Origin of the sequence: Sphingobacterium sp. UBA1498, from assembly GCF_002325125.1 — a bacterium.
GTDB lineage: Bacteria > Bacteroidota > Bacteroidia > Sphingobacteriales > Sphingobacteriaceae > Sphingobacterium.
This window is the reverse complement of sequence record NZ_DCRG01000025.1, coordinates 61,567-75,785: the sequence shown is the minus strand read 5'-3', so window position 1 is coordinate 75,785 and position 14,219 is coordinate 61,567. Positions and strand designations below refer to the sequence as shown.

The 14,219-nt window shown below is 41.1% G+C and carries 8 protein-coding genes; 4 read left to right on the top strand and 4 right to left on the bottom strand.

Translation table 11 applies throughout. The features are described 5' to 3' along the window. Positions 1-46 precede the first annotated feature (46 nt). The 4 genes from B3139_RS14925 to B3139_RS14910 all read left to right on the top strand — a co-directional run bounded on the left by B3139_RS14925 (position 47) and on the right by B3139_RS14910 (position 8,150). Positions 47-2,650, top strand: a complete 2,604-nt coding sequence (locus B3139_RS14925; protein ID WP_293884403.1) for a zinc-dependent metalloprotease — start codon at positions 47-49, stop codon at positions 2,648-2,650. A gap of 19 nt (positions 2,651-2,669) precedes the next feature. Beyond that, positions 2,670-6,008 (top strand): SusC/RagA family TonB-linked outer membrane protein, encoded by a 3,339-nt coding sequence (locus tag B3139_RS14920; protein WP_293884402.1) that lies wholly within the window; start codon positions 2,670-2,672, stop codon positions 6,006-6,008. A gap of 21 nt (positions 6,009-6,029) precedes the next feature. Continuing rightward, on the top strand, positions 6,030-7,349 hold the full coding sequence (locus B3139_RS14915; RefSeq protein WP_293884401.1) for a RagB/SusD family nutrient uptake outer membrane protein: 1,320 nt from the start codon (positions 6,030-6,032) through the stop codon (positions 7,347-7,349). A gap of 75 nt (positions 7,350-7,424) precedes the next feature. Further along, positions 7,425-8,150 (top strand): LytR/AlgR family response regulator transcription factor, encoded by a 726-nt coding sequence (locus B3139_RS14910; RefSeq protein ID WP_293884400.1) that lies wholly within the window; start codon positions 7,425-7,427, stop codon positions 8,148-8,150. A 141-nt stretch (positions 8,151-8,291) separates the two neighbouring features. Here the strand turns inward: B3139_RS14910 and B3139_RS14905 are convergent, their stop codons facing one another. The 4 genes from B3139_RS14905 to B3139_RS14890 all read right to left on the bottom strand — a co-directional run bounded on the left by B3139_RS14905 (position 8,292) and on the right by B3139_RS14890 (position 14,196). After that, positions 8,292-9,473 (bottom strand): PepSY-associated TM helix domain-containing protein, encoded by a 1,182-nt coding sequence (locus B3139_RS14905; protein ID WP_293884399.1) that lies wholly within the window; start codon positions 9,471-9,473, stop codon positions 8,292-8,294. Position 9,474: 1 nt separating this feature from the next. Continuing rightward, positions 9,475-11,805, bottom strand: a complete 2,331-nt coding sequence (locus tag B3139_RS14900; RefSeq protein WP_293884398.1) for a TonB-dependent receptor — start codon at positions 11,803-11,805, stop codon at positions 9,475-9,477. 422 nt (positions 11,806-12,227) lie between these two features. After that, positions 12,228-12,653, bottom strand: a complete 426-nt coding sequence (locus B3139_RS14895) for a hypothetical protein (RefSeq protein ID WP_293884397.1) — start codon at positions 12,651-12,653, stop codon at positions 12,228-12,230. Between the two features lie 103 nt (positions 12,654-12,756). Continuing rightward, positions 12,757-14,196, bottom strand: a complete 1,440-nt coding sequence (locus tag B3139_RS14890) for a SusD/RagB family nutrient-binding outer membrane lipoprotein (RefSeq protein WP_293884396.1) — start codon at positions 14,194-14,196, stop codon at positions 12,757-12,759. Positions 14,197-14,219 lie beyond the last annotated feature (23 nt).

Here is a 14,219-nt window from a genome sequence, read left to right as displayed (position 1 = left end):
CGAGCTCATTTATGCCTTTGAAAGCGAGCTTAAAAATAATTATTTGATGAAAAACACTTATACAAAGCTAGCCATAGGTCTTTTATTTTCAACAGGTCTAATGCAATCTTGTGCCATATTGCAAACAGTTGGTTTAAGAAAAAAAGAGACGGTTATTGCTGCCAAGGATTCGACTGACAGAAAAGACTCTACAGCGGCATACGACAAATTGTTGAAAGATGCACATGTGGACAGTGGGATGTTTACGGTAATCCGTAAGGAAAATAACTACTACTTTGAGATTCCATTGAAAAAGATGGGCCAAGATATTCTATTGATTCAGAAGTTATCTTCTGTTCCATTGGCGCTGAATGAGGCCGGCGTAAATAAAGGGATGAATTATGAAAATAAGGTCATTCGTTTTACCCATCGTAAGGAGAAAAAAGAAGTGTGGGTTTCGGAGATTAAACCACAGGTCGAAGTACCCAAGGGTGATGCGATTGCGGCTTCAGTTTATGATAATTACCGTCCTTCTTATATCGAATCCTTTAAAGTCGAGAGCTACTCCAAAGACTCCAGTGCTGTAGTAATAAAAGTAAACAAGGTTTTTGATGGTTCAGAAAAGAGCTTTACGGATGTGTTTACCTCTTTGGGCTTGGGTACTTCGCCTAAGACCAGTATTTCTACGATCGAAGATATCAAATCATATTCAAATAATATCGTTGTGAAATCGGTATTGTCCACCAAGGTGACCGAAGGGAATGAATCGGTGCCAGTTTCTCTAGAGATAACGAGCAATCTGTATGAGCTTCCAGAAACACCTATGGTTGCGCGATTTGCCGATCCAAGAGTTGGATTCTTCACTTCACCACGTTGGTATTTTAACGATAAACAACAAGAACTGGATAAGAAAAATCTGGTCAATCGCTGGCGATTGGAACCGAACGATGAAGACAAAGAGCGCTATTTGAAGGGGGAGCTTGTAGAACCAAAGAAGCCGATTGTTTTTTATTTGGATTCGGCGACACCAAAACAATGGCGTCAGGCAATCATTGATGGCGTACACGATTGGCAGGTCGCATTTGAAGCTGCTGGTTTCAAAAATGCAATTCTGGCCAAACAACAGCCCGACAGTGTCAAATTTGATCCGGACGACGCTAACGTTTCTTCTATCGTTTATGCAGCATCTGCACAGGCAAATGCGATGGGGCCGTCCGTCGTTGACCCACGCTCGGGGGAGATATTGGAAGCTGATGTGATCTGGTGGCATAACGTTATGACTATTCTGAACAGCTGGATGCGTATACAGACAGGCATCGTCGATACATCAGTACGTGCTAATGTTTTTTCCGATCAGAAAATGGCACATGCCATTCGTTTTGTATCATCCCATGAAATTGGCCATACTTTGGGGCTTATGCATAATATGGGGGCATCGGCAAGTTTCCCCGTAGACTCATTACGTAGTAAAAGCTTTACCGCAAAAATGGGGGGAACAGCACCTTCTATCATGGATTATGCGCGTTTCAATTATGTAGCGCAACCTGAGGATGGTGTAGAACAGATTACCCCGGTGATCGGCGCATACGACAAGTATGCGATTGGCTGGGCCTACCGCTGGTACGGTAAAACACAGCCTTGGGATGAAATACCTTTGTTGAGAAAGGAAATTGATAGCCATGTACACGATCCGATCTATCATTATGGTGAGCAACAGGATTCCAAAAATATCGTTGATCCGCGGGCTCAATCGGAAGATCTTGGTGATGACGCCATGAAAGCTGGTGAATATGGTATGCTGAATCTGCGTCGTATGATGCCAAATATAATCAATTGGACCACTAAGATAGGCGATGATTACTACCGTGCTGGTAAATTATATATGGGGGTTGTCGGTCAATGGTACGCGTATGCGGACCATGTCTTAAATAACATCGGGGGTATCTATCTAGAAAATGCCGTTTTGGGCGATCAAAAAGATGCATATAGTCCAGTGCCGAAAGAAAAACAGGTGCGTGCTTTGGAATACCTCAAGAAAAATGTCTTTTACATGCCCGAGTGGTTGTTCGTGCCGGCGCTGATGGCAAAAACTTTTCCGTTGAGAGATTCGCCGATTGGACCATTTGAGTACGCTCCTTATAACTTACAACGTGAATTTCAATACGCTATGTTGTATAAACTTGTGAACGATGAGCGTCTACTGCGTATGGTTGAGATGGAAAATCTTTTTGGAAGTCAAAAAGCATGGAGTGCACCTGAGTTTCTGACTTCTGTACGTCAGACAATTTTTGCAAAAACCATCAGTGGACAAGCGTTGGATCTTAAAACACGGATGCTTCAACAAAACTATGTGGATGTGCTGATGGTCTCTACAAACAAATCCATGGAGAAGTTAAACGCGAAGAAACTGGCAGGCATTGAGCAGTTGGTTGAAGCGACACGACCTGCTCTATGTTTGCATCCACAACATGCATCCTCTTCGCAAGTTGAACTTCGGAATGTCCATGTCACCGGTATGATGCGCACGTCCGATATGCTGACCTACAAGCGCGCTGAATTATATGAGATCTACCAGTTGCTGAAACAAAAGCAGCGGACTGGTGATGCCATTACAAAATCGCATTACATGGATCTTTTACTACGTATTGCAAATACCTTAGAATTAAACTAATATATTAACATCTACCAAAATGAATAAGTTTTTAATACCGTTGACCTTCATGTGTGTGCACGTTGCGCATGCGCAGGAATCCAGGGAACTGAAAGGAAAGGTACTGGATGCGGTCACGTTAAAACCGGTCGTGGGGGCGACGGTTGTCGTTGAAAGTTCGGCAGTAGCAGAGGACATCGGTGTACCCAATCAGGTACAGCAGTCGGCATTGGGGTCGTTGACCGATGCGGCAGGTGAATTTCGACTGAAAGTGCCTAATAATTTAAAATATGTAACGATTAGCTATGTCGGATACCAGCGAATTCAGGTACCGGTATTTCAGGATCATAAAACCATTTTGTTACAGCCTAGCGGCGAATCTTTGGATGAGGTGATTGTAACGGGTTATACCGATATCAAAAAACGTAAAAATACGACTGCCTACAATAAAATCAACGTTGCTGATATCAAACAGACGGGAGTTGCATCGATCGACGAAATGTTGGCTGGTCAGGTCGCAGGTTTGCAGCTGAGTAATTTTAATGGTGGACCAAACAGTGCCCCACAGATCCGTATCCGGGGTACGGTATCACTCAATGGCACACAAGACCCATTATGGGTCATCGATGGCATGCCGATTGAAGGAGCTGAATTGCCCAAACGAATTGACAAAGACAATTTGAATAGCTTGAGTAATCTTCCGATTGCGGGTATCAATCCTGACGATATCGCCGATATTACGGTATTAAAGGATGCAGCGGCGACTTCCATCTATGGCGCGAGGGCGGCAAATGGAGTCATTGTGATTACCACAAAAAGAGGTAAATCTGGGCCCGCAAAACTGCAAGTGTCGGCCAATACCTTTGTGACGCAACGTCCGGATTTCGGTAAGCTCAATCTGATGGATGCTAACGAGAAGGTAGATTTTGAGTTATTGATGGCCGACCGCACCGATTTAAATTATCGTACGGATAAGGGCGCTGTTATGCGGATACTAAAAAAAGCAGATGCATTGGATGCTTATCGTTCGGGTGGTCTGGCCGCTTTGTTACCAGAAGTGCAGCAGTCGATCAATCAATTGCGTGCACAACAAACGGACTGGGGAAAAGAATTGTACCGTCAGGCGCTGAATCAGCAGTATTCTGCATCTATTTCGGGTGGTAATGACGGACATCGCTATTATTTGTCCAGTGGTTTTTATGATGAAAAGGGAGCAACTAAAGGAGCTGATCTTCGTCGTTATTCCCTTACCTTAAACAACGACTTTACAATCAACGATCGATTTAAGGCGGGTATTAATGTATTAGGATCGATTTCGAATAGACAAAATCCGATTCAGGATCAAGATGCTTTTACGAACCCAGTTTATTATGTGCGTTCGGTTAACCCATATCTTTCTGTTTATGATCAATCTGGTAGATTCAACTATGATCCGGATATTGAGGGCTATGAAAAAGATACCTATATTCCTTTCAATGCTATAGAAGAAAGGGAAAATACCAAATATACTTTAACGAATAAGGCACTGAAAGCGATTGGTTACTTGGAATATACGATTATTCCACAATTGTCATTACGCTCCGAATTTGGCTTGCAGTTTGATGAAAACAGCACAGAAAAATTTGCCGATCAAGAGAGTTATAATACGCGCAAGTTACGTGCTGCTACACGGTATTACGATGCTGCTAGTAAAACTTATAAGTATTTCTTGCCTACTGGAGGTAAGATCGAAAATGACTATAATAGTATTTTTCAATATAACTGGAAAACTTACTTAAAGTACAACAAAAGCTGGAACGATCGCCATGAGCTGGAATTGATGGGAGGAACAGAGCTGCGACGTACTACAAATAAAGTGGTGTCAACCAAAGGATTTGGCTACAATCCGGCGACTTTGACTACCCAGAGCATTGTTTTTCCAAATAGTAACTATCAAACAGATTCAAGATTTCTTCAGTACAAAAAGGGATTTATTGAGAACTCATATGCGTCATTTTATGGGAATGCAACTTATACCTTTGACCGTAAGTACAACGTCAATGGTAGCATTCGTTACGATGGTTCAAACATGTTTGGTGTGGATCCAAAATATCGGTTTTTACCAATTTGGTCGCTTTCGGGATCGTGGAATGTGCTAGAAGAAGAGTTTATTAAAGGAAAAACGGCCTTGTCCGATTTGCGGGTACGGGCTTCATATGGTATCCAGGGAAATGTAGACCGCAATACCTATCCTTTTATCGTCGGTAACTATGGTAATACCACGCTTCTTCCGGGTAACACCGAGGGAACTGTGGTTGTTGATATGCCTGCCAATGACAAACTTCGTTGGGAACGGACACAGTCTTATAATGCCGGAATTGATTTGGGCTTATGGAAAAATCGATTAAACATTACTGTTGACTATTATAACAGAAAAAGTACTGACCTGATTGGTTTCAGCGCATTACCTTTGGAAAATGGTTTTCAGAATGTTCAGGTTAACTGGGCGTCAGCACGAAATCAAGGTATTGAGTTGACGATTTCAAGCCGTCAGATTCAGACAGATAAGTTTTCTTGGTCAACGGATTTCAATATCGCACATAATGACAATAAATTATTAAAGGTCATGAATGATCCTAAAGCGTATGCGCCGGAGGCACAGGAGGGACGTCCCATAAATGGTTTATATGTATTGGAAACTGCAGGTTTGGATAAAGATGGCGTAATGCAATTTAGAAATCAGGATGGGTCCGTTTCAAGTTTTGAAGAGTTTTATGGTTTATACGATCCATGGGCAGAATTCTTACCGGGCTATACTTCGCAAACCGATATGACTGCTGCAGAATACCGTTCTAAATTTAAATACAAGGGTAGTAAAGATCCGAAGTTTATCGGTGGAATGACTAACCGTTTCCGTTATGGTAACTTTGACCTTGCGATTTCTGCAGTGTTTAATTTGGAGCGTTGGGTAAGCCGTACCCCGACTTATAATCCGGCTTTGGTAGACCGTGGGCAGAATTATACAACAGATCTTTTTAAGGCATTGCAAGAAGGTGGTAATATGCCTGCTTTGGGAAGCATAAGTTCCGAATTCAATGATCGTTGGATGGCCTATGCTTGGATGGAAAGCAACGATCCGATCAACTCTTTCAAGCAGTATGATATCTGGGCAAAAAAGATGAGCTATGTCCGCATCAATAGTATTCGATTAGGGTATACTTTACCGGCTGCAGTAAGTAAAAAAATTGGTGCGAGCAATTTGCGTGTGAATGTAGAAGGGCGTAATCTCTTTGTTTTCGGCGCAAATTACGATGGGTATTTTGATCCAGAGACCTACGGCAACTATTATGCACAACCAATAAGTAAATCTTTTGCTTTTGGTCTTTCTGCAAGTTTTTAATTCTCTTAATTGATTTTTAACATGAAAAAGATAATTTATTTTGGAATGATCATGACAGCAAGTGCATTGACATCCTGCAATAAATATTTAGATATACAACCGGTTGGAACAGTCATCCCTGCTTCGGAAAGTGATTTTAGGGGATTAATGACAAGTAGCTATGTGGGGTTTCCAACACATAAGTCTTATTTGTCCTTGCGTACGGATGAACTATTGTTGGATGAAAGTTCAACCGATGCCGCTAGAACCAAAGATATCTATCTTTGGAACGACCAAAATCCTGACGCAACAACAATCGCTTATCCCTATTTGGCATTTTACAACAGTATTTTTTATACCAATCAAATTATCAGCACCATCGATGAAAAATTAGGAAGTAATGCCACGGTAGATCAGATTAAAGGTGAGGCCTACCTGATGCGTGCATATGCTCATTTTGAGTTGTTAAATCTTTACAGTGAGGTCTATTCAGCGGGTAATGCAGGGCTTCGGGGTGTTCCTTTATCGACAAAGATTGACCTGGAACAACGTTTTGTTCCCGCGACCATTGGTGAGTCTTATGCGCAGATCCTGACGGATATGGAAAAAGGAACAGCTTTACTGACTGTCGATGATCAGGCAAAAGGCGCTAATTATCGCTTTAGTAAACGCGCTGCGTATGCGATGGCCTCACGTGTTCATTTGTATCGCGGAGAGTGGCAGGAAGCGATTGATGCTGCTAAAAAAGCTTCGGCTATAAATGACAAACTGGTTGATCTGAATGTTGCTGGAAGTCAACTTCCGAACGATTTTGAATCAGCAGAGATGATTATGGCTCTGGAAAAGGTGTCCGTTCCTGAAGTTCGCTCAAGCTCGTTTATCTCGCCTTCTTTGTTATCGGCATACTCAGATGGTGATTTGAGAAAAGGCCGTTATTTCCAAAAAAGTGGCAGTAATTATGTATCTCTCAAAGGCGGTGAAAATCGTTTCAATGTGAGTTTTAGAAATGCTGATCTTTATTTGACTATGGCCGAATGTTACGTTCGTCTGGGAAATACCGCAGAAGCATTGAAGTATCTTTCGGCATTAAAGAAAAACAGATTCAGCACAGATGCATATGCCACAGAATCTAAAGCTGACGCTAGTTTATCAAAGGAGCAATTGCTAGATGCGGTCATGTTGGAGCGCAAGCGCGAACTGGCACTTGAAGGATTACGCTGGTATGATCTAAAACGGACGACCAGACCGACGATCACCCATAGTAGCTTCGGCAGAACGGTAACCTTACAGCAGAATGATCCTCGTTATGTCATTCGTTATCCACAGGAAGCCATCAACAATAATCCCGATCTGTTGAAATAATTGATTTTTTTTAAATCCTATATATATTAATCCATTTTCTTTTTAAGGAAATGGATTTTTTATTACATTCAACCCATGGGATGGAAAATACTGATTGTCGAAGATGAAGATTGGGCTTGCGTTGGTTTAAAGGAAATGCTGAACTCGCTATACGGCGAAACTATATTTACCTTTTCCAATGCAAAAGAGATTCAGGAGGCTGTGGTAGCGATCAATAAGCAGCATTTTGATCTGATTTTTATGGATATTCACCTTATGGATGGACTGAGCTTTGAGATTTTCAAGCAGGTGGCTGTTGATGTTCCTCTTATTTTTACGACCGCTTACGAACAATATGCCTTGGAGGCTTATCAAAATAAAGGTTATGCCTATTTGTTAAAACCTTTTGACGTTGATGAGCTGAAACAGGTAATGAATCGTATTGAGCCATTACTACCCAAAATCGAACCTCAACTCAAACAGCGGTTTCTAGTGAAGTACGGAAATTTTTTAAAGTCCTTGGCTATTGCTGATATTGCTTATTTTATGGCGGAGGACAAAGAGCTATATGCCGTGGAAAAGGGATCGGGAATCGCATATATTATTGAAGATACCATCACCCATTTGGTCACCCAGGTGGACCCAATGGTTTTTTTCCAGATCAATCGAAAATTTCTCGTTCGGATCGATGCGATTCAGTCCATGTTAAAAATTAGCAGGAATCGGATCAAGTTAGCATTAATACCACCAACCCCTGAAAGTATTGTTGTCATTGTCAGTGAAGAACGCTCTCCAAATTTTCAAAGATGGCTTGACCAATAATAGAGATTTGGATCAATTTAGCTTACTACCCGATATATTCATTCGAAACGAGCTGTTGATTCCGATAACTATGTTGGGTTAACTTTTCCACATAATGTTAATAACGTTGTTGAAAACCTGTTTATAAGAAAAATACATTTATTAACAGTACTTATTAACATTGTGTTGATAACGTTTCTTTTTCTTCTTTTTGCTTTTGTTCATCCAGATGATATATCCGGTAATGGGCAAGGACGCACAGCAGAGACTAGCTAGGCATGCAATGATTTTTGTTGAGATGTTACCTATGCTACCTGTGTGGATATCATAATTAAGGGCGCCCAACTTATCACCGTAGTGTAGTTGTTCGCTAGACTTGATTTCGTATAGATTATTGCCTCTTCTGTCAAAATAGAGCCAATCAAACACCCCGCTTCGTTTTTCATCATGGCGTACCTGAATATCCATTCCTGTTTGCGTATCTTTTTTCAATCGTATAGACATCATTTCAGCGGTGGGATAATTTGTCAGTGCATACCGCAACGCATTGTCCTGAAACTGATTTTCTGCCTTAGGTAATGGCACAGGTGAAATGCGCCCAGAAGATGCTGTTGTCGAGTGCAATACATTGAATGTTGCGATGTATGACTTTTTAAAGCCGGGGAAAGCAAAGGCGAGTCCAGTTATGGCAAAAATCAATCCTATGAATAGGCTATAAAAACCGATGACATTGTGCAGATCGTGGTTGAGTCGTTTCCATTTAACTTTGGTATCAAGCCAAAAACTTCGCTTGAGATTCTTGCTTTTCCATTTTTTTGGCCACCAAAGAACGATGCCACTAAGTAGGATAATAATAAAGATGGCGGTTGACCAAGAGACGATAGGATGGCCAAATCGCTTGCCCAAAAGTAGGTTAAGGTGAAGCTGAAGTGTCAGCTGAAAGAATTCTGTTTTTGAATTTTCAACGTGTTGTACTTGCCCGCTGTATGGGTTGACGAATACGCGTTTATAGTATTTGTAATAATTCCAGTGACCAAATGCGTTTTCGTCAGTTTTTACAGCACGAAACACCCAAGTGCGGTTCTTGGTTGGATAAAGGTCAATTCGCGTAATTTTCTCATCCTTTGGAAGGCTTTTCTGTGCATAGTGAATAAGCGTGCTTAAAGGAAGTGGAATGGTTGGATGGCCAGTGGTGTCGGAGATAAAATATTTTTCGGGATAAGCCACTAGTTTGAGCTCATCCTGAAAGGTGTATATACAGCCTGTCAGGCTTAGGATGGTGACGACAACACCGGTAATGATTCCGAGCCATTTATGCAACCAAAGGGTGACAGTTTTAAACATATCAAAATTTATAGTTGATGTTAAACGAGGCCAACATCCCTTGTCCTTTTACATACTCTTCATTTAGGGCACGGTATTGACTAACGACAGGATAATAATTTTTATTAAATAAGTTCTCTATTCCCATACCAATAGACCATTGTTTATTGATATGGTAGTTACTATTTAAATTAAATACATCAACAGATTTGACCGGTCCCTCGCTGTTTTTGTATATTCCTTTTTCGTTGGGAAGGAATCTGTCCCGTGACCCTGTATGTACCCAAAAAAGCTGAAAGGTAAGGGGTTGGATTGGCGTGTAGTAAATATATCCCGTTGCTTTTTTGGGAGAAATACGTGAGCCATTGAGGTAGGACTTTGTTCCGTCGTCCTTTTTGGATTTCCCTTCTACATAGGCATAAGTTCCACCAATGGTCAATTGCTGTGAAATGTTAGCGCTTAATGCAACTTCATATCCATATACATCCTCTGGCAGACGTTGGGGCATCAGGTAACCACCGATATCAACGAGTTCGACTCCCATTTTGGATGTACTGTAGTAGTAGGCAGCGGATAGTTGGAAAATACTATAATTACTTGAAAATCCTATTTCATAATTGTTGGTAATGATTGGATCAGTTTTTAGGCTGTCTAGGTCATTATCTGTTGCTCTGCGGACGATACGACCCAGTTCGTTAATCGCGAAACCCTGTGAGAAACTAATGAAGGGGTTAAAAATTGCATATTTGTTATAACGTAAGCCTGCATTGAAGGTTGCTCCTTTGTAAGGGATCTTTCCACCCTTTACAGCAATACTTCCCTCGTTATTGGGTCCTGTAGCAATGGTATTGAAGTCCTTGATTTTTACGGTTGCATTTTCATAGCGTACACCGCCTTTAAAGATTAAATTTTCTAGGAAATCAATCTTAATTTGGGCGTATGGAGCAATGTTTAACATATTCATATAGGGGATATAAACCCTTCCATCAGTCAGATTCTGATCTGTCACATCATTTAATAAGTCTATACCATAGGTAATGTCCGCATTGGATCCCAATAGCTGAAATGGCGTGTTGAGATTAACGCGTAATCCTTTTTTCTCCGAATTGATTTGTGTTTGTCCCGGACCATACCATGCAGAAGCTTTCTCGACATAACGATTCATTGAGCGAAACGTATTGTAGTACGCTGACGCCGTTAAAGATGTGGAGGCAAAGAGATTGTTTTTGTTGTAGGTCAGCATGGCATTGTGGTTGTAGGGAGTTCCAGCCGGTTTACCTGGATCTTCGCCTTTTACTCCTATCGTAGGAGTCTGTCCATATATACCTGCCTGGCTGATGTATCTGTTGTGTTGATTGCTTCTGTAGAAGTTGTACACTGCCGTTATATTAGAACTACTATCGATGCGGTAACCAGCCTTTAAGAATGCGTTGTATTGATAGGTGTTCGAAAGACCGTCAGTCTGACCAAGGGGGACACCGTCGCCGTCGCGTTGCAGTCCAACGTAATCGGCCGAACCGCTTACAGTATAATTCCATTTGTTTTTTTGACCATATAATGTTTGGCCTATGCGATATCCCATGGTACCCGCGCTGTTTACGGGATTAAATGTTGTTCGCAGACTAGTCATTCCCTGAATCGGTGCAGCATCTTTTGACGGGGTGCGCGTAATGTAATTGATAATGCCTCCTGCGGATCCATTTCCATAGATGGAAGTAGCACCTTTGATGACTTCAACTCGCTCAATGACGCTTGCGTCAATGGTGCGGAGATCACGTTGTCCATTCATCAAGGGGGTGGATTGTGGAATTCCATCAATCAAAACCAATACAGATCGTCCACGGAGGGTCTGGCCGGAATTGGTTGCTTTGTTTGTCGCAGTTCCAAGCCCAGGAATGGTGTTACCCAAAATAGTGGAAAGATTAGTGCTGATTTGGCTTTGGGCTTCAATCTCCTTTGTCGTTAAGATAGAAACTGAAGAAGGTACAGTGGAGATGCTTTCCGCTTTACGTCCTGCTGTTACAATGATCTCATCTAAAATTTGGGTAGAATTAAGCTGAATGATTAAGGGTTGTTGAACGGTATCTAAATTCACCATTTTTTCAACCGGAGAGAAGCCTGTATAGGATACTCGTAATTGAATAGTATTGCTTAAACTTTTTTTTGCAAAATTGAATTGCCCGAATTGATTGGAATATCCTACGCTCTTTCCATCAACTTTGATATTCGCTTGCCTTAATGGTTTATTTTCTCGGTCTTTTACAACAAGGGATATTTCTTGTGCATTTAGCTTAGCACTTAAAAGCAAAAAGATTCCACAATTGAACATCAAATAGCGTGTTCTATTCTTCATGGTAATTTATTTAGATCAAATATAAATTAATGTGCAAATATAGTTTATTTTATAATTGTGACAACATCAATGTGCTCTTTTTTTGATTTTTTTAGTGGTTATTGTTGGATTTTAAGGCTAATTTAGTAGCCAATGCACTGCTGTCTGCTATCAAATTAGATCATTATTTTTTGGAAAAATAATCTGTTCGCTAGATTTACTTTGATCAGGCGATGTGTGAGAATTTTACTTATTCTAAAGGCAACGAAATTGGCATCGGGAGCCATTGAAGCAGGACTTCTCGAGAACGCGATTATTAACGATAAAGTGAAACAAAGCAGAAAGGCCAAAAATACTAAGCAGTATTTGCTGTCGACGCCGCAGTTATGGCATCTGGTGTGCCGATGAAAGGTGAAGAAGCCATCGATTTAGATTGATAATTATCAATCTAAATCGATATTATTACTTAAAAATGTAAGGTACTTGGGGGATTCATCCTCGAAAATATCTTTTCCTTCCATCATATAAGCCCGGAGAAGATATTCCTGAGCCAGCTCACTATTATTGTCGTGTAGGTAGCATTGTCCTAACCGCAACATAATAAACGGATTTTCGTAAGCATTTTCGATGATATTTTGTTTTGCTTTTTCAAAATGGGAGAGCGCATTGGTAAAGTCGTCGAGTAAGAAAAAAGCATCTCCTATAGAGGCTTCGAGCCAGAGGCTTTCTGCGTGAACATTTTGCGGACTTGGGACCAAATCAAGTGCTTCGGTCCACAAGCGGATCGCTTCTTGATAGTTGCCTTCGTCACATTGAATGTTTCCTTCTTCACTGAGTTCGTCTATTCTGTCTAATGTTTGATCATCCATGGCATTTAAATCGTTAAAGTCCTATACTAAGGTAAGAAATCTATTCAAAAAAAAAGCGGAAAAAATTTGTGCTTTCTCCGCTTTTAGTTCTGTTGATATCTATTTATTCTACATCAAACCACAGTTTAGTTAACAACGTATTGCTACCCTGGCGTGCTATGGCTTCTCGGTAATTAGCTCCATTGAGAGATTGTTCTGTTCCGGGATATAGAAAGCGCAAAGGGATTTTTCCGCCCAAAGCACCTTGTTTTGCAGGTGTTAACTTAGGATAATCCAATCTACGCCATTCGGCAAATGCTTCCAAACCTTGCCCATATAACGCAATCCATTTTTGTTCGCCAATTGACTTTTTATAGTTATTGGGGTCGAAAATTACTGATGATTGACGAAGGTAGGCATCGATTAAATTATTACTGACTTTGTATTGTTCAAAAGATGCGCGAATGGCCTTTTGGTAGAGATCTGCTGCATCACCCGTAATAAATCCTCTGCTTACGGCCTCGGAAAGATCAAAAAGAACCTCCGAATAACTTAAGAAGACTGCAGGAGCTTTTGGCTCACGGAAATATTTTCCTGGTCGGGATGTAAGATCAAAACCAATACTGCTAGCCTCACTTGAAGTGAGGCCATTTGGGAGACCAACATATTGCTCCTTAGTCGGTTTGTCCGTTGCATCCGCATAAATAGGTAAGCGTGGATCGTTTAACTCGACAAGCTTATCTACCATTGTTTTACTCACGCGATAATCCTCTCTTGCTTCAAAAGATGCACTGACGGGATTGCGATAAGGAGCATCGCGGTAGATCAGCTGAGCGATATCCTCATTGGAGCTAATGTAACCACTTCCTTCTGCTGCGATTTCCTGCAATGTAGTTTTGGCTAGATCCGGTAGGCGGTCAGCAATACGTAATGCAAAGCGCAATCTGAGTGAATTCGCAAAACGTTTCCATTTAATGATTTTATTCTCATAAATAATATCACCCTGGATAGCCTCACCATCAACTTTTAATAAACTTTGTGCGTTTTTGAGATCGTTCAATAGGCCTTTATATACATTCTCCTGTGCGTCGTAACGAGGAGTCAAATAAGCATCAATGTCTCCTGTTTCAGTATAAGGAATATCTCCATAGGCATCTGTCAGTAATGAAAATACCCATGACTGCAAGATAAGTGCTACGCCCTTGTAGTTGTCGTTGCCGCTATTTGCTGCTAATTTTTGCGTGATCTTTAATTGGCTGATGCTCTTTGAGTACCAGGTTGACCATCCTTCTGTGAAATCATTGTTTGTGAAAATATAGCGGTCGGGGTCCGTGTATTGGATTCTAGCCCAATGTTGTACAAACAACAGACTAGAAGCAAGATTATTGCTTACGCCCCAGTAGCTGTCGGCTGTTGTTTTAATCGCGCTTGTGAGAAGGTAGCCAGGTTGAGGATTTTCTGCCTCATTCTGATTTTGATTGACTTTTGCTAATTCATCTTTGCAGGACGTGGTTAGGCCCAGTAAGAGAATAAGTCCTGTTATATATTTGCTGTTTATTTTCATGCTCAAAATAATTATTTGTTCTT